This window comes from Bacteroides cellulosilyticus (assembly GCF_020091405.1).
GTDB lineage: Bacteria > Bacteroidota > Bacteroidia > Bacteroidales > Bacteroidaceae > Bacteroides.
In genome coordinates this window covers 267,739-292,030 of record NZ_CP081903.1, presented here as the reverse complement: position 1 = coordinate 292,030, position 24,292 = coordinate 267,739, and the positions used below count along the sequence as shown (strand labels likewise).

Annotated in this window: 22 protein-coding genes and 1 CRISPR repeat array (1 of these 23 cut by a window edge); of the genes, 20 read left to right on the top strand and 2 right to left on the bottom strand. The window is 42.0% G+C overall.

The window, feature by feature from the left end:
* The first annotated feature begins 10 nt into the window (after positions 1-10).
* From K6V21_RS00945 to K6V21_RS00930, 4 genes are all read left to right on the top strand, one after another.
* Positions 11-1,003 carry an NAD-dependent epimerase/dehydratase family protein gene (locus tag K6V21_RS00945; protein WP_224320575.1) on the top strand — a complete coding sequence of 331 codons (993 nt, stop codon included), beginning with the start codon at positions 11-13 and terminating at the stop codon, positions 1,001-1,003.
* 35 nt (positions 1,004-1,038) lie between these two features.
* Positions 1,039-1,986 carry an MraY family glycosyltransferase gene (locus K6V21_RS00940; RefSeq protein ID WP_224320574.1) on the top strand — a complete coding sequence of 316 codons (948 nt, stop codon included), beginning with the start codon at positions 1,039-1,041 and terminating at the stop codon, positions 1,984-1,986.
* Positions 1,987-2,305: 319 nt separating this feature from the next.
* Positions 2,306-2,815: an HU family DNA-binding protein gene (locus K6V21_RS00935; RefSeq protein WP_007210068.1), complete on the top strand. Its 510-nt coding sequence runs from the start codon at positions 2,306-2,308 to the stop codon at positions 2,813-2,815.
* A gap of 47 nt (positions 2,816-2,862) precedes the next feature.
* Positions 2,863-2,958 (top strand): smalltalk protein, encoded by a 96-nt coding sequence (locus tag K6V21_RS00930; protein WP_157445240.1) that lies wholly within the window; start codon positions 2,863-2,865, stop codon positions 2,956-2,958.
* Positions 2,959-3,022: 64 nt separating this feature from the next.
* On the opposite strand, the gene K6V21_RS00925 is transcribed toward K6V21_RS00930, so the two are convergent.
* A complete protein-coding gene (locus tag K6V21_RS00925) occupies positions 3,023-3,892 on the bottom strand; it encodes an NAD kinase (RefSeq protein ID WP_007218803.1) in 870 nt (289 codons plus the stop codon).
* Between the two features lie 104 nt (positions 3,893-3,996).
* Between K6V21_RS00925 and K6V21_RS00920 the strand changes: the two genes are divergently transcribed.
* The 13 genes from K6V21_RS00920 to folE all read left to right on the top strand — a co-directional run bounded on the left by K6V21_RS00920 (position 3,997) and on the right by folE (position 15,099).
* Positions 3,997-4,710 carry a pyridoxine 5'-phosphate synthase gene (locus tag K6V21_RS00920; RefSeq protein WP_060408294.1) on the top strand — a complete coding sequence of 238 codons (714 nt, stop codon included), beginning with the start codon at positions 3,997-3,999 and terminating at the stop codon, positions 4,708-4,710.
* The gene (locus K6V21_RS00915) at positions 4,710-5,426 is read left to right on the top strand and encodes a MotA/TolQ/ExbB proton channel family protein (protein ID WP_007659717.1); all 717 of its coding nucleotides are present in this window, start codon (positions 4,710-4,712) and stop codon (positions 5,424-5,426) included. Before K6V21_RS00920 ends, K6V21_RS00915 begins: the two co-directional genes overlap by 1 nt.
* Positions 5,427-5,494: 68 nt before the next feature.
* Positions 5,495-5,869, top strand: coding sequence for an ExbD/TolR family protein (locus K6V21_RS00910; protein ID WP_007210072.1), 375 nt, complete (start codon positions 5,495-5,497; stop codon positions 5,867-5,869).
* A 17-nt stretch (positions 5,870-5,886) separates the two neighbouring features.
* Positions 5,887-6,702 (top strand): TonB family protein, encoded by an 816-nt coding sequence (locus K6V21_RS00905; protein ID WP_224320573.1) that lies wholly within the window; start codon positions 5,887-5,889, stop codon positions 6,700-6,702.
* A 14-nt stretch (positions 6,703-6,716) separates the two neighbouring features.
* Positions 6,717-7,265 (top strand): DJ-1 family glyoxalase III, encoded by a 549-nt coding sequence (locus K6V21_RS00900; protein WP_044266135.1) that lies wholly within the window; start codon positions 6,717-6,719, stop codon positions 7,263-7,265.
* Between the two features lie 3 nt (positions 7,266-7,268).
* Complete coding sequence (locus K6V21_RS00895; RefSeq protein ID WP_044266137.1) at positions 7,269-7,943, top strand: 2-C-methyl-D-erythritol 4-phosphate cytidylyltransferase; 675 nt, start codon at positions 7,269-7,271, stop codon at positions 7,941-7,943.
* Positions 7,931-10,027: an ATP-dependent DNA helicase RecG gene (gene recG / locus K6V21_RS00890; protein ID WP_224320572.1), complete on the top strand. Its 2,097-nt coding sequence runs from the start codon at positions 7,931-7,933 to the stop codon at positions 10,025-10,027. Before K6V21_RS00895 ends, recG begins: the two co-directional genes overlap by 13 nt.
* Positions 10,028-10,228: 201 nt before the next feature.
* Positions 10,229-11,098: a M23 family metallopeptidase gene (locus K6V21_RS00885; RefSeq protein WP_129617505.1), complete on the top strand. Its 870-nt coding sequence runs from the start codon at positions 10,229-10,231 to the stop codon at positions 11,096-11,098.
* A gap of 105 nt (positions 11,099-11,203) precedes the next feature.
* Positions 11,204-11,746: a DUF1599 domain-containing protein gene (locus tag K6V21_RS00880; protein WP_129617504.1), complete on the top strand. Its 543-nt coding sequence runs from the start codon at positions 11,204-11,206 to the stop codon at positions 11,744-11,746.
* Positions 11,736-13,076 carry a BT_3928 family protein gene (locus K6V21_RS00875; RefSeq protein ID WP_060408293.1) on the top strand — a complete coding sequence of 447 codons (1,341 nt, stop codon included), beginning with the start codon at positions 11,736-11,738 and terminating at the stop codon, positions 13,074-13,076. Before K6V21_RS00880 ends, K6V21_RS00875 begins: the two co-directional genes overlap by 11 nt.
* Before the next feature lie 54 nt (positions 13,077-13,130).
* Positions 13,131-13,886, top strand: a complete 756-nt coding sequence (tpiA, locus tag K6V21_RS00870; protein WP_022208975.1) for a triose-phosphate isomerase — start codon at positions 13,131-13,133, stop codon at positions 13,884-13,886.
* 102 nt (positions 13,887-13,988) lie between these two features.
* Positions 13,989-14,444 carry an SPOR domain-containing protein gene (locus K6V21_RS00865; RefSeq protein ID WP_007210081.1) on the top strand — a complete coding sequence of 152 codons (456 nt, stop codon included), beginning with the start codon at positions 13,989-13,991 and terminating at the stop codon, positions 14,442-14,444.
* A 61-nt stretch (positions 14,445-14,505) separates the two neighbouring features.
* Positions 14,506-15,099: a GTP cyclohydrolase I FolE gene (folE, locus tag K6V21_RS00860; protein ID WP_118296468.1), complete on the top strand. Its 594-nt coding sequence runs from the start codon at positions 14,506-14,508 to the stop codon at positions 15,097-15,099.
* Between the two features lie 146 nt (positions 15,100-15,245).
* Here the strand turns inward: folE and dnaG are convergent, their stop codons facing one another.
* Positions 15,246-17,330, bottom strand: a complete 2,085-nt coding sequence (gene dnaG / locus K6V21_RS00855) for a DNA primase (protein ID WP_224320571.1) — start codon at positions 17,328-17,330, stop codon at positions 15,246-15,248.
* 196 nt (positions 17,331-17,526) lie between these two features.
* Here dnaG and cas9 point away from each other — a divergent pair, with 196 nt between their 5' ends.
* The 3 genes from cas9 to cas2 all read left to right on the top strand — a co-directional run bounded on the left by cas9 (position 17,527) and on the right by cas2 (position 23,801).
* The gene (gene cas9, locus K6V21_RS00850; RefSeq protein WP_224320570.1) at positions 17,527-21,828 is read left to right on the top strand and encodes a type II CRISPR RNA-guided endonuclease Cas9; all 4,302 of its coding nucleotides are present in this window, start codon (positions 17,527-17,529) and stop codon (positions 21,826-21,828) included.
* A gap of 709 nt (positions 21,829-22,537) precedes the next feature.
* On the top strand, positions 22,538-23,467 hold the full coding sequence (cas1, locus tag K6V21_RS00845) for a type II CRISPR-associated endonuclease Cas1 (protein WP_224320569.1): 930 nt from the start codon (positions 22,538-22,540) through the stop codon (positions 23,465-23,467).
* A gap of 1 nt (position 23,468) precedes the next feature.
* A complete protein-coding gene (gene cas2, locus K6V21_RS00840) occupies positions 23,469-23,801 on the top strand; it encodes a CRISPR-associated endonuclease Cas2 (RefSeq protein WP_217712739.1) in 333 nt (110 codons plus the stop codon).
* Between the two features lie 108 nt (positions 23,802-23,909).
* A CRISPR array of direct repeats spans positions 23,910-24,292; the repeat unit is 47 nt; unit sequence ACTGTTTCCTATGGTTCAAAGATACTAAAATGAAAGCAAATCACAAC (it continues 2,120 nt past the right edge of the window).

The following is a 24,292-nucleotide window of genomic DNA, read 5'->3' as shown; positions in this document are numbered from 1 at the left end:
TAAATCTTCCATGAAGATACTTATAACAGGGATTCACGGTTTTGTGGGTTCTAATCTTATAGCGGCCTTATTTGAACATCATACTCTCTATGGTCTTGATATCATTTCTCCCGAAAAGAAGGGAGTTGTGAGGACTTTCTCGTGGAAAGATATTGAAACAACTTCTTTCCCCATGCAACGTTTACCTCGTTTTGATGCCATCATCCATCTGGCAGGCAAGGCGCATGATACAAAGAATCAGTCTGCTTCTCAGGTATATTTTGATATCAATACAGGGCTGACGCAGAAGATATTCGATTTCTTTTTAGAATCTTCTGTGAAGAAATTTATCTTTTTCAGTTCTGTAAAAGCTGCCGCAGACAGTGTAGTGGGGGATATGCTGACAGAAGATGTGATACCTACTCCGGTTGGTCCTTATGGAGAAAGTAAGATTGCAGCTGAAGAATATATTCTTAGTAAGTTGAGAAGTGAGCATGGGGAATTGAAAGTTACTATGCAGCGTGATAAGCAGGTCTATATACTTCGTCCTTGTATGATTCATGGTCCTGGTAATAAGGGTAATCTGAACTTGCTTTATAATGTGGTAAAGAAAGGTATTCCTTGGCCTTTAGGCGATTTTGAGAACAAGCGTTCTTTTACTTCTATAGATAATCTTTGCTATGTGGTGGAAGGTTTGTTGACAAAAGACGTAGCGAGCGGTATTTATCACATGGGTGATGATGAAGCCTTGTCTACGAATGAACTGATAGCTCTTATGTGTGAAGCTATGGGTAAGGTGCCTCACATCTGGAAAATGAACAGGAAAATGATGGAAGGCTGCGCAGGACTGGGTACGCTGCTTCATCTGCCTTTGAATACAGAGCGGCTGAGAAAGCTGACTGAGAATTACGTGGTGAGTAATGAGAAAATAAAATCCGCCCTTGGTATTGACAGGATGCCTGTCCGTGCGGCGGATGGAATAATGAAAACGATCCGTAGTTTCACCGCGGAGAGCACAGAGTAATACGAAGTTTCTAACCTACTTATAACTTGTAAATCGTGTATTATATCATTATATTAGTTCTGCTCTTTGTAGCAGAACTTTTTTATTTTAGAGTGGCTGATAAGTGCAATATCATTGATAAACCCAATGAACGTAGTTCACATACAAAAGTAACTTTGCGTGGAGGTGGCATTATTTTCTATTTCGGAGCTTTGGCCTATTTCCTGAGTAACCATTGGGAGTATCCATGGTTTATGTTAGCATTAACCCTAATTACTTTCATCAGTTTTGTAGATGATATCCGTTCTACTTCTCAAGGTCTGAGGTTGGTGTTTCACTTTTCTGCCATGGCCTTGATGTTTTATCAATGGGGTTTGTATTCTCTTTCCTGGTGGTGGATTGTCATAGCTTTGATTATCTGTACAGGTATCATTAATGCCTATAATTTTATGGATGGCATCAACGGCATCACAGGTGGTTATTCATTGGTTATCCTTGCTGCATTGGCATATATCAATTCTGAGATCACTACGTTCGTAGAGCTGGCTTTGATCAATACAGTTCTTTGTTCCGTCTTGGTCTTTTGTTTTTTCAATTTCCGTAAGAAAGCCAAATGTTTTGCGGGTGATGTTGGTTCGGTTAGTATTGCTTTTATTCTTCTTTTTCTGATAGGTAAGTTGATTCTAACGACCGGAGATTTTAGCTGGATAATCCTATTGGTTGTTTATGGTGTTGATAGTGTCCTGACTATTATTCATCGTTTGATGCTTCATGAGAACATTGGTTTGCCCCACCGGAAACACATGTATCAATTGATGGCAAACGAGTTGAAGATACCTCATGTTGGGGTATCCTTAATTTATATGGCGGCACAGGCTTTGGTCATATTGGGCTATTTCTGTTTCGTGGGATATGGTTATTGGTATTTGTTGGGGATAATTGTATTATTGAGTGGTATTTATGTGTTGTTTATGAAAGCGTTTTTCCATTTGCATCAGCACTAGTTATTCTTGAAAAAGTGATAAACAATTGACTTATAACTGTTTTGTTTTAGATAGCAGCCGGGATCACTCTATAAAAAGAGTGGTTCCGGTTGTTTGGGTAATAATGGATTGTAGGATTTTGAGTGAAACGCTATATATTGGAGGTAAGAGCCTATATGATTACCGATTGATTTATTGTTACTTACAACTTTTCTCAGAAAAACTGTCGCTGACATGCTTTTTTCTTCTTCTCATCTGAGATTTTATCCTCACCTTTGCATCGTTGATCAACATAACGAGTGAATTAAGAATAGAATTTAAATCTCTAAATGAAAAAAGTATGAGCGTAATTTTTAGAACGGTGGAGAGACCGTCCGACCCTCGGGTTGAGAATTCTCCCAAAAAGTATTTTCCGCAGTTAATAACTTTAGGACAGACTGTAGATTTGGCATTTATTGCTCAGAAGATGCAGGATCGTTCTTCACTCTCTATTGGTGATATCAAGAGTACCATGCAGAACTTTGTGGAGAAGTTGAAAGAGCAGTTGCTGGAAGGTAAGACAGTGAATATTGCCGGGTTGGGTGTATTTCTGCTGGCTGCTAAGTCGAAAGGAGAGGAAAAGGCAGAAGATGTGACTGCCAAGAGTGTGGACAGCGTTCGCATATTCTTTCAAGCCAATAAAGAGTTGAAGATAACCAAGACTGCTACGCGTGCCGGTGAAAAGTTGGATCTGGTCAGTTTGGACGATTATCTGAAAGGTCTATCAAACGTTCCTGCGGGAGGTGGCTCGGACGGTGGTTCGGGAGATAACTCGGGCGATGGAGGACTGGATGAGAATCCACTCGGATAAGGAGAACTGAAAAGTAAAAGTTGAGAGTGAAAATCAAAAGAATCGCTATGAAGAAAACGAATTGGAAGGTGATTTTAAAAGTGATTATTGCTGTTGCTACTGCCATCGCAGGTGTGATTGGAGGGCAGGCTATGACATTTTAAGTATAGTTGATAGACGAAGAGAAGCCGTTATCCGAGAAGTTGAAGTTCGGGTAACGGCTCTTTTTTATCTTACATCCGCTCCCCACATCAGCTTATTGCGAAGCGTATCAAAGAACACATGATTGAAGCGTTTGATTACCTTAATGCTGTAATCAGCCCGTGAGATTCGCAGACGGGTTGTTTCTTTGCAGGATTCACTACGACCGTCGATGGCAACCAGAAAACTGTGGCTGCGGCTTTCTACGTCAAGAGTGATTTCCCAATCATCGCAAATAACGATGGGACGGACATTCAAACTATGCGGAGCTACCGGAGTGATAGCAATCGTTTTGCTATGAGGCACGATAACCGGACCACCGACACTCAGCGAATAAGCCGTGGAACCGGTAGGGGTGGATACCACCAACCCGTCCGCCTGATAAGTGGTGAGATGGGCACCATTGATAGCAGTATGAATGCTGATCATTGAAGAACTATCGCGTTTCAATACTGCAATTTCATTGAGTGCATAAGGCGATTCCATCAATTTTTTATCATCACAATGTAATTGCAACACGCTACGTTCTTCCACCTTGTAGTGGTTATTATAAATCTCATCGAAAGTCTCTTCCATCTCTTCCGGAGAAATGTCTGCCAGGAAACCGAGGCGGCCGGTATTGATACCCAGAATGGGAATATTCTTTTTGCCTACCCGGCTGGCTGCTTTCAGGAACGTACCGTCGCCCCCGATACTGATGACCATATCTGCTGTAAAATCGTCTCCGTCAAAGAGCTCGGCGGAAGCGATAGTCATGTGCAGGTCGGAAGTCAGGAAGTTATAGAACTCCCTGCAAATGCAAAGCTGGGCATTACGCCGCTCCAACAAGCGGAATAAAGTTTCCGCATGTGTTGATTTTTTTGCTTGGTAAGTATTTCCAAATATGGCAAATTTCATCGTCTGTACTTTCTTAATGAAATGCAAATATGGTGTTTTTTTCTCAGAACGCTGCCAATGTATCGCTATTATTTGTACATTTGCGGCAAACTATGATCCGAATTATGACTAGATTAAGTGTAAACATAAACAAGATTGCGACGTTGCGTAATGCGCGTGGAGGGGATGTCCCTAATGTGGTGAAAGTAGCACTGGATTGTGAAAGCTTTGGTGCGGAAGGAATTACCGTACATCCACGCCCTGATGAACGTCATATACGCCAGAGGGATGTGTATGATCTTCGCCCGTTGCTTCGTACTGAATTTAATATCGAAGGATATCCTGCCCCCGAATTTATTGATCTGGTATTGAAAGTGAAGCCGCATCAGGTTACTCTGGTTCCGGATAGTCCGACTCAGCTGACTTCTAATGCAGGCTGGGATACCAAGCAGAATCTGGAATTTCTGACCGAAGTGCTCGATACATTTAATGATGCAGGCATCCGTACTTCCGTATTTGTATCGGCGGATGCGGAGATGATAGAGTATGCTGCCAAAGCCGGTGCCGACCGGGTGGAACTCTATACCGAACCCTATGCGACCGCTTATCCGCAGAATAAGGAAGCCGCCGTTGCTCCTTTTGTAGAGGCAGCCAAAGTGGCACGTAGTCTGGGCCTGGGCCTGAATGCCGGACATGACCTGAGTTTGGTGAATCTGAATTATTTATATCAAAACATTCCATGGATGGATGAAGTCTCTATCGGACACTCGTTGATAAGCGATGCTCTGTATCTGGGATTGGAACGTACCATTCAGGAATATAAAAACTGTCTTCGTTGATGAATGTAATGTTGTTATTAGCCCAAGTGGCTCCGGCGCTGACCGATTCTATTGCGGGCGCCAATCCGGTATTAACTCCGGTAGCTGGTCCTGAAGAGATGAACCTATGGAGCATGGCTGTCAAGGGTGGTTGGATTATGATCGTTCTTGGATTGCTGTCCATCCTTTGTTTCTACATCTTGTTCGAACGCAACTATGTGATCAGGAAAGCCGGCAAAGAGGACCCGATGTTCATGGATAAGATAAAGGATTACATCCTGGATGGAGAAATAAAAGCTGCCATAGCTTATTGCCGCAGCGTAAATACTCCGGCTGCCCGTATGATAGAGAAAGGTATCAGCCGTTTGGGACGTCCGGTGAATGATGTGCAGGCTGCCATTGAGAATGTGGGAAACATTGAGGTAGCGAAGCTGGAAAAAGGATTGACGATTATGGCAACCATCTCCGGAGGTGCGCCGATGATTGGTTTCCTCGGTACAGTGACCGGTATGGTGCGTGCTTTCTACGAAATGGCCAATGCAGGTAACAACATCGATATCACATTGCTTTCGGGCGGTATCTACGAGGCTATGATCACTACGGTAGGTGGTTTGATCGTGGGTATTATTGCGATGTTTGCCTATAACTACCTCGTGACTCTGGTAGACGGCGTGGTGAATAAGATGGAGGCTAAAACCATGGCATTCATGGACCTCTTGAATGAACCCGCTTCCTAAGTAATTAATAATTAATAATTGAACTAAGCGTGCTACAACGTAGAGCTAAAATATCGCCCAATTTCAGTATGGCATCCATGACGGACGTCATCTTCCTGTTGCTGATCTTTTTTATGATCACGTCTACGGTTGTTTCGCCGAACGCTATCAAGGTGTTGCTTCCGCAAGGAAAACAGCAGACGTCGGCTAAGCCCTTGACGCGGGTTATTATCGATAAGGACCTGAATTTTTACGCGGCGTTTGGAAATGATAAGGAGCAGGCGATTTCTTTGGAAGAATTGACTCCTTTCCTGCAATCGTGCGCTGCAAAAGAACCGGAAATGTATGTGGCGCTTTATGCTGACGAAGCTGTGCCTTACCGGGAAATCGTGAAAGTGCTGAATATTGCCAATGAGAATAAGTTCAAGATGGTGCTGGCTACACGTCCGCCTGAAGGAAAATGATATAATATAGACAAACGGTGGATCCGAAGAAGAAAGGCAAATATATAGGAATGGTAGGTGCGCTGCTGGTACATGTAGCGTTCATTCTCCTGTTAATACTGGTTGGCTTCGCTTTGCCCGAGCAGCAGGATGAAGACGGTATGCCGGTAATGCTGGGTGAAGTGCCCAATGCATTTGGAAGTGCTGATCCCTCCCTGGTGAAAGTGGATGTGATGCCTGAGACCGTTGCCCCTAAAGTGCAGGAGACGGTAGAACAGGAGATGCTTACCCAGGAGGATGAAGAAACCGTTGTTATCAAGCCCAAAGCAGAACCTAAAAAGGAAGAAGTAAAGAAGAAACCGGAGAAGACGGAAGCTGAGAAAGCGGAAGAAGCCCGGAAGTTGGCAGAAGCTAAAGCCGAGCGGGAACGCAGGGAGGCGGAAGAGGCGGCCCGTAAGAGGGTGGCAGGTGCCTTCGGAAAAGGAGCACAAATGGGAAGCAAAGGTACGACTGAGGGAACAGGTATTCAGGGAAGTCCCACCGGAAATGCGCCGGAAGGTGCGTCTAGCGGAACGGGAGGTTATGGAACTTTTGACCTCGGCGGACGTTCTATAGGACAAGGAGGTTTGCCGCGTCCGGCATATAATGTGCAGGATGAAGGGATTGTGGTGGTTTCTATTACTGTAAATCCGGCAGGACATGTTATTGCTACCAGTATTGACCGGAAGACCAATACCATAAATTCTGCCTTGCGGAAGGCGGCTGAAGATGCTGCTAAGAAAGCGCGTTTCAATGCTGTAAGCGGTTTGAATAACCAGACAGGAACGATAACATATTACTTTAAACTAAAATAATAAGGAGAACAATTATGGGTACAGTTTATGTTTTTTTTGCAGACGGATTTGAAGAAGTGGAAGCTTTCACCTCTGTGGATGTAATGAGACGTGCAGGGCTGAACGTGGAAATGATAACGGTGACTCCCGATGAGATAGTAACAGGTGCACATGATGTACCGGTGCTTTGTGATAAGAATGTAGTGAACTGTGATTTCTATGACGCAGATTTAGTTCTTTTACCCGGTGGAATGCCCGGAGCAGCTACTTTGGAGAAGTGCCCGGAACTTCGGAAACTGGTCTTGGATTTTGCTGAAAAGAATAAACCGATTGCTGCCATTTGTGCCGCTCCTATGATATTGGGTAAGCTTGGCTTGCTGAAAGGCCGCAAGGCAACTTGCTATCCCGGCTTCGAACAATACCTGGAAGGTGCTGAATGTACAGGTGCTCCGGTGGAAAGAGACGGTAACATCATTACCGGAAAAGGACCGGGTGCTGCGATGGAATTTGCTCTGACGGTTGTAGATATGATGCTCGGAAAAGAGAAGGTACAGGAACTGAAAGAGGCAATGTGTGTTAATTGATTTATGGTTCAGTATGCTCTGATAGTTGCCGGTGGTAAAGGGTTGCGCATGGGAGGCGAACTTCCCAAACAGTTTCTGCCTATAGGTGGAAAACCTGTTTTGATGCGTACTTTGGAAGCCTTTTATGCCTACAATCCGGAGATACATATAATATTAGTGCTCCCGCATAGCCAGCAATCTTATTGGACAGAGCTATGTGCGGAGCATTCTTTTTCTTTGCCGCATACAGTGGCGGACGGAGGTGAAACCCGCTTCCATTCGGTAAAGAATGGATTGGCTCATGTTACTACTCCGGGATTGGTTGGTGTCCATGATGGGGTACGCCCGTTTGTTTCCCGGGAAGTCATAGCCCGTTGTTATGAATTGGCTGCTGAAAAAAAGGCGGTGATTCCTGTGATAGATGTGGTGGAGACTGTACGCCATCTCAAAGGAGAAGAAAGCGTGACCGTCAGCCGGGATGAGTATAAATTGGTACAGACTCCCCAGGTGTTTGATGCCGATTTACTGAAACAGGCCTATGAACAACCTTATACTTCTTTCTTTACGGACGACGCTTCGGTAGTGGAAGCGATGGGAGTATCTGTATACCTCGCGGCAGGTAATCGGGAAAACATTAAAATTACGACTCCCTTTGATTTGAAAATAGCCGCTGCTTTGTTGGATTCATGTTTGATTTAGCTTCTCGTGACATAAAATACCTGTCGGGTGTAGGGCCGCAACGTGCCTCAGTACTCAATAAGGAATTGAATATCTATTCCCTTCACGACTTATTGTATTATTTCCCCTATAAATATGTAGACCGTAGCCGTATCTATTATATCCATGAGATAGACGGTACGATGCCTTATATCCAACTGAAAGGTGAAATCCTGGGTTTTGAGACGATTGGAGAAGGTAGGCAACGCCGTCTGATTGCCCATTTCTCGGATGGTACGGGGATTGTGGATTTAGTCTGGTTTCAGGGAATTAAATTTCTCGTCGGTAAGTATAAGGTACATCAGGAATATATTGTATTTGGTAAACCCAGCGTCTTCAACGGACGGATCAACATTGCTCATCCGGATATCGATAATGCTTCGGAACTGAAGCTCTCGACAATGGGATTGCAACCTTATTATAATACAACGGAGAAAATGAAGCGGAGTTCCCTCAATTCTCATGCAATTGAGAAGATGATGAGCGCCGTAGTGCAGCAACTCCGCGAACCGTTGCCCGAAACGCTTTCTCCCGCTATATTGACAGAGCATCATTTGATGCCACTGACGGAAGCTTTGATGAATATTCATTTTCCGGCAAATCCGGAATTGCTTCGTAAAGCGCAATATCGCTTGAAGTTTGAAGAACTTTTTTATGTACAGTTGAATATTCTCCGCTATGCCAAAGACAGGCAACGGAAATACCGTGGATATGTATTTGAAACGGTAGGAGGGATATTCAATACTTTCTATGCCAAGAATCTGCCTTTCGAACTGACAGGTGCCCAGAAGCGTGTACTGAAAGAAATACGCCGGGATGTGGGGAGCGGTAAGCAAATGAACCGTCTGTTGCAGGGGGATGTAGGCAGTGGAAAAACGCTGGTGGCACTGATGAGTATGCTGATAGCGTTGGATAATGGTTATCAGGCTTGTATGATGGCACCCACCGAAATTTTGGCTAACCAGCATTTTGAGACAATCCGCGAGTTGTTGTACGGAATGGATATACGTGTGGAATTGCTGACCGGTTCTGTGAAAGGAAAAAAGCGGGAAGCCATTCTCACCGGTCTGTTAACAGGAGATGTGCGAATACTGATCGGTACGCATGCCGTGATAGAAGATACCGTGAATTTCTCTTCACTGGGATTGGTGGTGATAGATGAACAGCACCGTTTCGGCGTGGCACAACGCGCACGTTTATGGACTAAGAATGTGCAGCCGCCCCATGTGTTAGTCATGACAGCTACCCCTATTCCGCGTACATTGGCCATGACATTATACGGTGATCTCGATGTCTCCGTCATTGATGAACTGCCGCCGGGACGTAAACCTATTGTGACCATTCATAAATATGATGCGCACCGTGTAAGCTTGTACCAATCCGTTCATAGACAGATTGCAGAGGGCAGACAGGTATATATTGTATATCCTTTGATTAAGGAAAGTGAGAAAATCGATTTAAAGAACCTGGAAGAAGGCTACCTTCATATTTGTGAGGAATTTCCGGATTGTAAAGTCTGCAAAGTGCATGGCAAGATGAAAGCTGCTGAGAAGGATGCGCAGATGCAGCTTTTTGTTTCGGGCGAAGCACAGATAATGGTAGCGACTACAGTGATTGAGGTAGGCGTAAATGTACCGAATGCTTCCGTGATGATTATTGAGAATGCAGAGCGCTTCGGTTTGTCACAGCTCCATCAGTTGCGTGGTCGTGTAGGCCGTGGAGCGGAACAGTCTTATTGTATTTTAGTGACCGGATACAAGTTGGTCGAGGAAACCCGCAAGCGCCTGGAAATTATGGTGCGGACAAATGACGGCTTTGAAATAGCTGAAGCCGATCTGAAGCTACGCGGCCCCGGTGATTTGGAAGGCACACAGCAAAGCGGTATTGCCTTCGACCTGAAAATTGCCGATATAGCGCGCGACGGACAGCTGCTGCAATATGTGCGCAATGTTGCCGAAGAAGTGGTTGATGCCGATCCTACCAGTATCCGCCCGGAGAATGAAATCCTGTGGCGCCAGCTAAAGGCACTTCGGAAAACTAACGTTAACTGGGCTTCCATTAGTTGAATAACGGTTAAACATACACTTTATTTACATTTTTATGTTGTAAAACATGTTAGTCTTTATCTTGCCGATATACAGGGAGTTAGAAGTGGTTTTAATATATACCTTTTAATCCCTTACCGAAAAAATAGTTAAGAACAGCCTTTTCATTTAGAGAAGAAATACTACCTTTGGGAGAATTTTTTAAAAGAATGACGAAACGGAATGAATTTCAATTGCATTAAAACGATCCTAATAGCTGCGACGGCAATGGTCAGCCTGAATTCTTTTTCTCAGGATTTGATTGCCCGACAAGCCCCCATCGACAGGAAACTAAAGAGCGTTGACTCGTTGGCTTTACAGAAACAGATACGTGCTGAACAATCTGCTTATCCAGGTCTAAGTCTATATCCGACTTGGAATAATGAGTATGTACAAGCTTATGGCGATGCTATCGTTCCTGAAAGCTATAAAGTGGACCTGACAGGTTTCTGTATGCCTACAACGCATACGAAGATTACCGATGTCTTCGGTTATCGCCCCAGAAGACGCAGAATGCACTATGGCTTGGATGTTAAAGTATTCATCGGTGATACGATTCGAGCTGCTTTCGATGGTAAAGTACGCGTAGTAAAGAATCAGGGACGCCGTGGCTATGGTAAGTATATCGTTATTCGTCATGACAATGGACTGGAAACAGTTTACGGACACTTGTCCAAACAGATCGTAGATATTAATCAGTTGGTTAAAGCCGGAGAACCTATCGCTTTAGGTGGCAATACCGGACGTTCTACCGGTTCGCATCTTCACTTTGAAACCCGTTTCCTGGGAATTCCTATTGACCCCGCTTTAATGTTCGACTTTGAAAAGCAAGACGTTGTTGCTGATCATTATACTTTCACTAAGACCAAGACTTCAAAAGGAACTGCTCGCAGCATGGCTTCTGGTGAAGGTTTGTTCTATAAAGTGAAGAGTGGCGATACATTGTCTAAGATTGCATCCCGTCAGGGAGTATCTATTGACAAGCTCTGTCAGTTGAATCGCATTACACGGAAAACAATCTTACGTCCGGGACAGGTATTGCGTTGTTCGTAAGATATCAATAAACCCATAAAGAAGAGGGCACTTTAATATAATTTAGAGTGCCCTCTTTTCTTTTTTCTTTAATTATTCCTACCTTTGCAACCAATTTGTAAGGAAATGAAAGATACCAAACAACAATTTGAGCATGTCATTGCCATCTGTCGTGATTTGTTCTCCAAGAAACTACATGATTACGGTCCGGCATGGCGTATTCTCCGTCCGGCTTCCGTGACTGACCAGATATTCATTAAAGCCAATCGTATCAGGAGTATTGAAACTAAAGGAGTGACGTTGGTGGACGAAGGAATACGTTCCGAGTTCATTGCGATAGTCAACTATGGCATTATCGGATTGATACAGCTGGAACTGGGATATGCGGAATCAGCCGATATCACGAATGAAGAAGCAATGGCGTTGTATGACAAATATGCTAAAATTTCATTGGATCTGATGCTTGCTAAGAATCATGATTACGATGAGGCATGGCGCAGCATGCGTGTCAGTTCATACACTGATCTGATATTGATGAAAATCTACCGTACGAAACAGATTGAAAGCCTGTCAGGACAGACTTTGGTTTCGGAAGGAGTGGATGCTAATTATATGGACATGATTAATTATTCCGTATTCGGTTTGATTAAGATTGAATTTGGAGACTAAGCAGAAACATATAATATGGAAGAGCTGGGTGAATGTTTGCCGTTTTTTACTGGCGGCGGTATTCATCTTTTCCGGCTTTGTGAAGGCAGTCGATCCGTTAGGCTCTTTTTATAAGATTCAGGATTATCTGACGGCTTTCGGAATGGCCGCGTGGTTTCCTACATATTTGCAGCTACTGTTTGCCATCGTATTGTCGGCGTTGGAATTCTCAGTGGGAGTTTTCCTGTTCTTCGGTATACGGCGGAGGTTTGCTACGACTCTGGCACTGATGCTGATGATCGTGATGACACCGCTGACACTGTATCTGGCGTTAGCGAATCCGGTGTCCGATTGTGGTTGTTTCGGTGATGCATGGGTGTTGACAAACTGGGAAACGTTTGGCAAGAATGTAGTATTGTTTATTGCAGCCGTATCTGTCTTCAAAGGTGGAAAACAAATCATTCGCTTTATTACGGCAAAAATGGCATGGATGGTTTCCATGTATACGTTCTTTTTTGTGTTTGTGCTTTCATTCTATTGCCTGGACAATCTGCCTATTCTGGATTTCCGTCCTTACAAGATCGGAAAGAATATCAAAGAAGGCATGGAAATACCCGAAGGAGCAAAACCCAGTGTGTTTGAGAGCAAGTTCATTCTGGAGAAAGACGGAAAAAAACAGGAATTTACACTGGATAATTACCCGGATAGCACATGGACGTTTGTTGAAACACGTACGGTGTTGAAGGAAAAAGGATACGAGCCTCCGATTCACGACTTCTCTATTGTAAGTCTGGAAACCGGAGAGGATTTGACCGATAGCATCTTATCCGATAAGGGATATACATTTCTGTTGGTAGCTCATCGCATTGAAAAAGCTGACGATAGCGATATAGATCTTATTAACGAGATCTATGATTATAGTGTGGAGCATGGTTACGGCTTTTATGCCCTGACTTCTTCGCCGGAGGAACAAATAGAATTGTGGCGTGATAAGACCGGTGCAGAATATCCTTTCTGCCAGACGGACGACATCACTTTGAAGACTATTATCCGTTCCAATCCCGGATTGATACTGATAAAGGATGGCGTAATTCTGAATAAGTGGAGTGATAATAGCTTGCCGGATGAATACGTGTTGACGGATAGCCTGGATAAACTGGAACTCGGTCAGCAGAAACAAGAAAGTGATTTGCGCACGATTGGTTACGTTCTTTTGTGGTTTATCATTCCGTTGCTGATGGTTATCGGTGTGGACATCCTGGTTGTGAAGCGCAGGGAAAGAAAGAGAGCGAAAAATAAAGTGATTAGCGATGGAGTGATGAGTGATAAGCAAGAGCTTCCACAGCCATAAATTACAAATTATAAATCAAAAATACATTAACCCTTTTAATAAATAAAAAACAAAATGAGAAAAAACATTGTTGCAGGAAACTGGAAAATGAACAAAACCCTTCAGGAGGGTATTGCTCTTGCAAAAGAACTGAACGAAGTATTGGCTAACGAAAAGCCTAACTGTGATGTAATCATCTGTACTCCTTTTATCCACCTGGCATCGGTTACTCCGTTGGTAGACCCCGCTAAGATTGGCGTAGGTGCTGAAAACTGTGCTGACAAAGAATCAGGTGCTTACACTGGTGAAGTTTCAGCTGCTATGGTTGCTTCTACAGGCGCTAAATATGTAATCCTGGGTCACTCAGAACGTCGTGCTTACTATGGCGAAACAGTTGCCATCCTGGAAGAAAAAGTAAAATTGGCTTTGGCTAACGGCCTGACTCCGATCTTCTGTATCGGTGAAGTGTTGGAAGAACGTGAAGCTAACAAGCAGAATGAAGTAGTTGCCGCTCAGTTGGCTTCTGTATTCTCTCTGTCTGCTGAAGATTTCTCTAAGATTGTATTGGCTTACGAACCGGTTTGGGCTATCGGTACAGGTAAAACTGCTACTCCCGACCAAGCTCAGGAAATCCATGCTTTCATCCGTTCATTAGTTGCTGACAAGTACGGTAAGGAAGTTGCTGACAACTGCTCTATCCTTTACGGTGGTAGCGCTAAACCGTCTAACGCTAAGGAATTGTTCGCTAATCCTGACGTTGATGGTGGATTGATCGGTGGTGCAGCTCTGAAGGTAGCAGATTTCAAAGGTATCATTGATGCTTTTAATTAATAGATAATGGAAGACTGATAATTGATAACCGGTGAAGTGCCGGTTGTTGGTTATCAGTCTCTATAATCATATTATCAACCGTCTATTATTATATTATTCATTATGAAGAAGCTTGGTTTACTTTTAATTGCATGCTTTGCTTTCGCCGCTTTTGCTTCGGCGCAGAATAACATTGTGAAGAGTTTGGAACGCAATGTGCCGGGACAGGGTAAGGTAACCATCCATCAGGATGCCCGCATCGAGGCCTTGATAGGTCAGGAATATATCCCCAACGGAACGGAGAACAGAGTGCTTAAAAGTCAGGGTTTCCGTGTACAGGTGTATGCCGGAAACAATACCAGTAGAGCCAAGAACGAAGCTCACGCTGTGGGCTCACGAATCAAAGAATATTTCCCGGAACTTTCTGTTTATACCTCTTTCAACTCTCCCCGCTGGCTGTGCCGTGTAGGAGACTTCCGCAGTATTGAAGAAGCGGATGCCATGATGCGCCAGTTGCGTGCTACAGGCGTATTCAAAGAAGTTTCTATTGTGAAAGAGCAGATAAACATACCGCTTTAAGTTTATAAGTTGTTCAGTTTTTGAGTTGTACTGAAACTCGGAAACTTAAAAACTCAAATATATGTTAGGAAAAGAAGAAATCGTATCTCCCGCACTGGATGAACTGAAAGAACACTATCAGCGTATTATAACTTTATTGGGCGAAGATGCCGAACGCGAAGGACTACTGAAAACCCCCGAACGCGTAGCGAAAGCTATGCTGAGTTTGACAAAAGGCTATTTCATGGACCCGCACGAAGTGCTCCGCTCTGCCAAGTTCAAGGAAGAATACAGTCAGATGGTGATTGTGAAAGACATTGATTTCTTCTCACTTTGCGAACACCACATGCTTCCGTTCTACGGAAAAGCACACGTGGCCTATATCCCCAACGGTTACATTACGGGGCTGAGCAAGATTGCCCGTGTAGTGGATATCTTCTCCCACCGTCTTCAGGTGCAGGAACGCATGACGCTCCAGATTAAAGAATGCATCCAGGAAACACTGAATCCCTTGGGCGTAATGGTGGTTGTGGAAGCCAAGCACATGTGTATGCAGATGCGTGGAGTTGAAAAACAGAATTCCATAACGACCACTTCCGATTTTACAGGTGGTTTCAATCAGGCAAAGACTCGTGAAGAGTTTATGAACCTCATTCGTCAGAATTCATTCACATAACAATCCCATACCTTATTTCATGAAAGGAATGTCTACGGACACACGAAGCCCTATTTCGTTTCTGTATGAGGAAACTGTCGTTCCCATTAGGGGAAACTGTTGTTTCTGCATAAGGAAACTATCGTTCTCATTAGAAGCATGGTGATTTAACCGAGTACAACTCTGTCACCCAATCGTTTGGCCATAATACTTTTGATCTCACGCAGTTCTGAGTAGCGTTTCATGATAGAGGTACATTGTTCTTCATCATTGGCTACGGCAGGGTCTTGCAGGGCATACATCATGTGTTTCATTTCTTCACTGATGATGGCAAACTTGAAATTAATCATGAGTGTAGGTACCAATTCGAATAGGCGTTCCTCGTCGGTCACTAACCTTTGGGCTTTGGAGTGATATTTGCTCAGTTGATAGCGGTCGGCAATCAACTCTGTACTTAGCTTACTGATAATAGGGTCGGGGTGTGCTAGGAAATACCGTTCTGCAGTGAATCCTTCATTATGTATATGCTCTGCCGCTTCTGTCAACATCTGCCTGTGCAGCGGGTTGTGGAAAGCCAGTTCGTCCTCCTTCAAGTCATTGACTACGTATTCCGTTACTGTGATGGGAATTTCTTTCCCTTCCTCATCGGGAACGTTGCACAATACTTTCTCTCCGTAGCGTACTACCATTTGCAAGATAAGGCGCTCGTATTTGTAGAATTCCTGTCCTTCTTTCCCCTCCTGCGGGATATAAGATACGTATTCGGCAGCTTCCGGTGGAAGCGGTGCACCACCGTCAGGTATTTCTCCATCCATGGGATAAGGAGGCATGTCTTCAGGGTAGGGTGGTTGCATTCCGTCGGGAAGCGGTGCTTGTGCAGCGTCGCGGGCTGCATTATTTTTTCTTGTTTCCCGGTTTCTTTGTTCCGCCTGCTTCTCAGCCTGCGTTTCGCGTCGTTTGGCAACTTCCGAAACCAGTAGCTTGTCTTCTACACGAAGCAGCTGGCTACATTCTTTAATATATACATCGCGGACGATTGCCTCAGGAATAATAGATATACTTTGTACAAGATTACCGATTAACTCAGCACGCTTGATAGGATCTTTTCCTGCATCTTCCAGTAGAAGATTGGTTTTGAAACGTATAAAGTCTGTTTCATTATCTTGTATGAATTTCTGGAATTCTGTAGCGTTGTGCTTGCGGGCGAAGGAATCCGGATCTTCCCCGTCGGGAAGTAGGCAAACCTTGATATTCATTCCTTCTTCCAGCAGCATGTCGATACCACGGAGAGAAGCCTTGATACCTGCCACGTCACCGTCATAGAGTACCGTGATGTTGTTGGTGAAGCGGTGAATGAGCTTAATTTGTCCCGGAGTCAGTGCCGTACCCGAAGAAGCTACCACATTCTCCACACCTGACTGGTGCATGGAAATAACGTCCGTGTATCCTTCCACCAGAAAGCAACGGTCTTGTTTCACAATAGCCTGTTTGGCAAAATAAATGCCATACAGTTCATTACTCTTATGATAGATTTCTGATTCGGGAGAATTGACATATTTAACCTTGACTCCCTTCGTCGCACTGCTAAGCACGCGCCCGCCGAAAGCGACTACCTTACCGGAAAGTGTGTGCACCGGAAAAATAACACGTCCCCAAAAGCGGTCACGTAAGCGGTGATCGTCCGTTTCGTAGCAAAGCCCTGTCTTGACAAGATATTCTTTCTTGAATCCCTTCTTGATGGCTTCTTGAGCCATGGCATCGTGACTTTCTGTGCAATAGCCTAACTGGAACTTTTCGATGATATCATCCCGGAAACCACGATTGCGGAAGTATGCCATGCCAATGCTACGTCCGTCCACATGGTTTTTAAGTATATTTTGGAAGTAATCACGTGCAAAGTTATTCACGATGAACAGACTTTCACGTTCGCTCTGCATCAGCTTCTCTTCGCTGGACAGTTCGCGCTCCTTGATTTCGATACCGTATTTCTTTGCCAGATATTTCAGAGCTTCGGGGTAACTCATCTGCTCGTGCTCCATAATGAAGTGCACCGCATTGCCACCTTTACCGCAGGAAAAGCATTTGCACAACCCTTTGGAAGGCGACACATAGAAAGATGGCGTCTTGTCATCATGGAACGGACACAAGCCTACATAATTCACACCTCGCTTGCGCAACGTAACGAAGTCCGATACAATGTCTACAATCTGTGCGGCATCCAGAATTCTGTCTATGGTAGGTTGGTCTATCATTTGGATAATTGTTTTTGCGAATGCAAAGATAAAAAAAATCCCCCGTTGAGGACGAGGGAACCTAATGTTTTCACAACGGAATAATCCTTATTGTGATTTGCTTCATTTTAGTCTGACAAATATATGAAATAAATTGGGAAAAACAATAGAATACAGAAAGTTTTTACTATATTTGACAAAACATTAAAATAATATCATGAAAAAAATATTAGGATTAGATTTAGGTTGCAATAGCATTGGCTGGGCATTGGTCAATGAGGCGGAAAATACTGAGGAAATATCGTCTATTATCAAACTCGGTGTAAGAGTGAATCCTTTGACTGTGGATGAAATGCAGAATTTTGAAAAAGGAAAAAGTATTACCACGAATGCTGACAGAACTCTTAAAAGAAGCATGCGTCGTAATTTGCAACGTTATAAATTGCGTCGTGAAACTCTCATTGAAGTGTTAAAAGAGCACGGTTTCATAACAGATAGCACTTTACTTTCTGAACATGGTAATAAAACAACATTTGAAACATATCGTCTAAGAGCGAAAGCTGCAGTGGAAGAAGTTTCTTTAGAGGAGTTTGCTCGAGTGTTACTGATGATTAATAAGAAGCGTGGTTATAAAAGTAGTCGGAAAACCAAAGGAAGTGAAGATGGTGTATTGATTGATGGTATGGATGTAGCCAGAAAACTTTATGAAGAGGGCTTGACCCCAGGGGAACTCTGCCTGCAAATGCTTGAAGCTGGAAAGAAAAATCTACCGGATTTTTATCGTTCTGATTTACAGAATGAGTTTGACAGGATTTGGAACTTCCAAAAGCGGTTTAATCCGGAATTATTTTGTGATGCAGTGAAAGAAGAAGTTAGAGGTAAAAATCGTAGTCAGACTTGGGCCATTCTAGCAAAGTTCTTTGTTTGGTCAGAAAAAGAATCTGTTTGGAATGAGAAAGAGGCAAGGACAGAAGAAAGAGTAAAGGAGTATAAGCTTGTCGGTCTTAAACGAGATACCAAAGGGAATGAATTAAAATTGGAAAATTATCGTTGGCGTGTACAAGCTCTTTCTGAACAACTAAATCCGGAAATAGTTGCTATTGTGCTACAAGAAATCAATGGTCAGATAAGTGCTTCTAGTGGTTATCTGGGGGCAATCAGCGATCGTAGTAAGCAGCTTTACTTCAATCGTCAGACGGTTGGACAGTATTTGATGTCTGAGTTGGAAAAAGACCCTAATGTAAGTTTGCGCAACCGAGTATTCTATCGGCAAGATTATTTGGATGAATTTGACAGGATATGGGAGAGGCAGGCTGAGTTTCATGAGGAGTTGACTGTGGAACTGAAGAAAGAAATTCGTGACATCATTATTTTTTATCAACGTCGTCTGAAGAGTCAAAAAGGATTAATAAGTTTCTGCGAATTTGAGAAGCGAGAAGTTATAGTAGAAAAGGATGGCAGAAAACAGAATAAGACAGTGGGCTGTCGGGTGATTCCCCGTTCGCATCCGTTATTCCAAGAGTTTAAAATATGGCAAACCTTGAATGATATTGAAGTCTTTGCGTGGGATAAACAGAGTAAACGCAAGAAAGCAGATAAATCTTCTACATTGTTTGATAACTCGGAAAAGCCTTTGCTCGTAGAAGGAAAACGGTCTTTGTATCAGGAAGAAAAAGAGTTGCTGGCTAAGGAACTTTTTGTAAAAGAGAGTATGAAAAAGGCTGAGGTTCTGAAACTGTTGTTCGAAAATTTCCAGGAACTGGATCTGAATTTTAAGCAGATTGATGGTAATCATACAGGATTCGCTCTTTTCTCAGCATACAGCAAGATGATTGAGAAGTATGGTTATGAACCTGTGGATTTTAAGAAATCTGCAGATGAGATTATAGAAAAGCTGGAAACCATATTCACTAATTTAGGATGGAATACAGAACTACTTTCTATTGATTTGAGTAAAGAGGATAAAGAACTTGAGAGGCAGTCTTATTTCAGACTTTGGCATTTATTGTATTCTTTTGAGGGGGATAATACACCGACTGGGAATGGTAAACTGCTTGAGAAAATTATGCAGCTTTGTGGCGTGGAAAAAGAGTATGCTGTAGAACTTGCTAATGTGTCATTTCAAGAAGATTACGGAAGTCTGAGTGCAAAGGCTATTAAAAAGATACTACCTTATTTAAAAGAAGGTAATCAATATGACGTTGCATGTGACTATGCGGGGTATCGTCATTCTAAATCCTCATTGACCAAAGATGAAATAGAAAATAAGATATTGAAGGACAAATTGGATATTCTCCCCAAGAATAGCCTGCGTAACCCTGTGGTTGAAAAGATTTTGAACCAAATGGTTAATCTGATTAATACAATCATTGATACCTACGGCAAACCTGATGAAATTCATGTGGAACTGGCCCGTGAACTAAAGAAAAATGCTAAAGAACGAGAAGAATTAACAAAATCCATAGCACGAAATACTCGTGAACATGATGAAATTCGTCAGTTGTTGCGAACGGAATTCGGCATGATGAATGTTAGCCGTAATGATATTATACGTTATAAACTCTATGAAGAATTAAAAGATAACGGGTATAAGACTTTATATTCCGATGAGTACATTCCAAGAGAAAAAATTTTCAGTAAAGAGATTGATATTGAACACATCATTCCGCAAGCTCGTCTTTTCGATGATTCACTGTCTAATAAAACTTTGGAATACAGGGCTATTAATATAGAGAAAGGTAATAAAACGGCTTATGATTTTGTAAAAGAGAAATACGGAGATGTTGGTTTGCAGGAGTATCTCAATCGTTGCGAGGCTCTATTCAAGGATAAAAAAACAAAGCTTAGAAAGTTAAAAATGGAAGAGAAAGATATTCCGGAAGGATTTATCGATAGAGATTTGCGGAATACGCAGTATATTTCCAAGAAAGCTCTTGCTATGTTGAATGAAATTAGTCGCAGAGTGGTGGCTACTACTGGTTCCATTACTGATAAATTACGTGAGGATTGGCAACTTGTGGATGTGATGAAAGAGTTGAATCTACCTAAATACGAAATACTTGGTTTGGTGGAGACTTTTAAAGACAAAAATGGGAGAAGGATAAAGAAAATAACAGACTGGACTAAAAGAAACGATCATCGACACCATGCAATGGATGCTCTGACTGTAGCTTTCACGAAAGATGTGTTTATTCAATATTATAATAATAAGAATGCCGTTTGGATGCCTACTTCTAAAGAGCATGCCAATATAGCAGGTATAAAGGCGCGCTATTTTGAAGATGGAAAGGCGCTCGCTCCAATACCTCTGGCACAGTTTCGTGCAGAAGCTAAACGCCACTTGGAAAACTTATTGGTATCTATCAAGGCTAAAAATAAGGTGGTTACCTCCAATGTGAATCGTACAAAGAAAAACAATGGTGAAAACAAAAAAATGCAACAAACACCGCGTGGACAGTTACATCTAGAAACTGTTTATGGTAGTCATCGACAATATGTCACGAAAATGGAAAAAGTGAATGCTGCTTTTGATGTTACCAAGATTGCTACTGTAAGTAAACTTGCTTACCGGAATGCTTTACTAAAACGTTTGGAGGCTTTTGGCAATGATCCAAAGAAAGCATTTACTGGTAAAAATACATTGGAAAAGAGTCCGCTCTATCTTGATGAGAACCAAACGGAGATGGTTCCAGAAAAAGTACAGACGGTAGAGTTTGAAACTGTTTATACTATACGAAAGCCGATTGATCCCAATTTAAGTATAGATAAGGTGATAGATGTGAAAATTCGTAGTGTCTTGGAAAAAAGGCTAAAAGAGTATGGTGGAGATGCCAAAAAGGCATTCGTCAACTTGGATGAAAATCCAATATGGCTGAATGAGGCTAGAGGAATATCGATTAAACGCGTGAGTATTCGAGGCATTAGCAATGCTCAATCGCTGCATGAAAAGAAAGATAAAGATGGTAACTTGATTTTGGGCAAAGAAGGAAGGAAAATCCCAGTGGATTTTGTGAATACTGGTAACAATCATCATGTGGCTATCTATAAAAAGCCTGTCTTGGACAAAGTGGGACAGATAGTACTTGATGAAGAAGGTAATCCGAAGTATGAACTTGATGAAGTAGTGGTTTCTTTCTTTGATGCGGTGACACGGGCAAACCTTGGTCAACCTATTATAGATAAGGATTATAGAAGAAGTGAAGGATGGCAGTTTCTGTTTAGTATGAAGCAAAATGAATATTTTGTATTTCCCAATGAGAAGACAGGATTCAATCCTAAAGAGGTAGATTTATTGAATCCGGAGAATTATGCGATGATAAGTCCTAATTTGTTTAGGGTGCAAAAGTTTACTTATAAAAACTATGTTTTTAGACATCATTTGGAAACTACTATCAAAGATACAAGTTCAACTCTAAAAGGCATAATATGGACTGATTTTCGTAGTTCAAAGGGATTAGATAAAATAGTGAAAGTTAGAGTTGATCATATTGGGCAAATTGTATCGCTAGGTGAGTATTAAAAATATAGGGTAATGAATAATATTAGGCTGTTTCAAGATAAGAAAATCCATTTTGCGTGGAATGAAGAAGAGCAACAATGGCATTTTTCAATTGTCGATGTGGCGGAGGCGTTGACTCATAGTGTTAATCCTAAACAGTATATAAGGCGAATGTGTTCACGGGACGAGGTTTATCATTGAACCAAGGTACACTTTATACCTCGGTTCAAATGATAGTAGAGGATGGTAAAAAGAGCAAAATTCAAGCAGTATATATAAAAGGATTGTTTCGTATTATACAGTCTATTTCTTCTAAAACAGTACACTTTAAACTTTGGCTAGCTCGAGTGAGGGATGAACGTTTGCAAGAGATAGAGAGCCAGAGCTTACCAAGAGTATATGAAAGAACTCTATGAGCAGAAGGTTATTCTAAGGATTGGATTGTTAAACGTTGACGTGGTATAGCTATCCGTCTTCACAATGTTTGGCGAACGTGTTACAGTGGAAATCCTCCCAAAAGAGTAGTCGAATACATCTAATAAAAGTAAGCAAGTTGTAAATCGTGGAGGTAATGTAGCTAGAGTAGCTCATGAGCAAGCAGAGAAGGAGTTAGGAAGAAGCAATATATCTTTTCGAAACTTCTTAGCAAATTTAGAAAAGGAAGAAAAACCGCCCCAATTATCTTTTGAAGCGGATAGTGAGTAGTAGATAATTTTAAAAATAGAATACTATGATTAAAAAAACGCTTTATTTCGGTAATCCTGTTTATTTATCTTTGAGGAATGCACAGTTGGTAATCAAATTGCCGGAGGTTGTGAAAAACGACACCTTACCTGATGGCTTCAAACAACAATCAGAGATAACTAAACCAATAGAGGATCTTGGTGTAGTAGTACTGGATAATAAGCAGATAACTATTACTTCAGGAGTATTAGAAGCGTTACTTGAAAACAATTGTGCTATCATAACTTGCGACAGTAAGAGTATGCCGGTTGGATTAATGCTTCCTTTATATGGAAACACGACACAGAATGAACGTTTTCGTCAACAGTTGGATGCCTCTCTTCCTCTGATAAAGCAGCTGTGGCAACAGACTGTAAGAATGAAGATTGAAAATCAAGCAGCTGTATTGAGAAAATGCACAGGTGAAGAAGTAAAGTGTATGACTATATGGGCTGCTGATGTGAAAAGTGGGGACTCTGATAATCTGGAAGCTCGTGCAGCTGCCTATTATTGGAAAAATTTGTTTAAAATAAAAGGGTTTACAAGAGATAGGGAAGGGGTTCCACCTAATAATCTGTTAAATTATGGATATGCGATTCTAAGAGCTGTGGTTGCACGTGGATTAGTTGCTAGTGGACTTTTACCTACATTAGGAATACATCATCATAATAGATATAATGCTTATTGTCTGGCTGATGATATTATGGAGCCATATCGGCCCTATGTTGATGAGTTAGTCTATAAGATATTGCAGGAGGGGATGAATTGTGATGAACTGACGAAAGGTTTAAAGGCTCAGTTACTTACTATTCCTACACTAGAAGTTGTTATCTCTGGTAAACGTAGTCCTTTAATGGTTGCGGTGGGGCAGACTACTGCATCTCTGTATAAATGCTTTAGTGGTGAATTGCGTAGAATATTATATCCGGAAATGTGAGATGAACCGATTTAGTGAATATCGTATTATGTGGGTACTTGTATTATTTGATTTGCCTACTGAAACAAAGAAGGATAAGAAAGCATATGTAGATTTTAAGAAGAATCTGCAGAAAGATGGCTTTACTATGTTTCAGTTTTCTATTTATGTTCGCCATTGTGCTAGTAGTGAGAATGCAGAAGTTCATATAAAAAGAGTTAAATCTTTCTTACCGGAGCATGGGCAGGTTGGAATTATGTGTATTACAGATAAGCAATTTGGAAATATAGAGTTATTTTATGGGAAAAAATCTTTGGATATAAATACTCCCGGTCAGCAATTAGAGCTTTTCTAGAAAAAGAAATCCCGCTTAAATGCGGGATTCTTAATTGAAAACAGTATCGTTTTTGTAATTCAAAAATAGTTTGTAACCAATTGTATATCAGTTTGTAATGCGGGTTGTACTGTTTCCTATGGTTCAAAGATACTAAAATGAAAGCAAATCACAACGATACACAGTACATGCAGAACCCGACACCAACTGTTTCCTATGGTTCAAAGATACTAAAATGAAAGCAAATCACAACAAAATGTGTTTAATAAAGAAGAACGAAAGAACTGTTTCCTATGGTTCAAAGATACTAAAATGAAAGCAAATCACAACTAATTACTTACCTTATCCATTGCTTGAATAACTGTTTCCTATGGTTCAAAGATACTAAAATGAAAGCAAATCACAACTTGAAATTTGTCATATAATTAATCCATGCAACTGTTTCCTATGGTTCAAAGATACTAAAATGAAAGCAAATCACAACTTGTTGTGTAACCAACTATTATATAGTC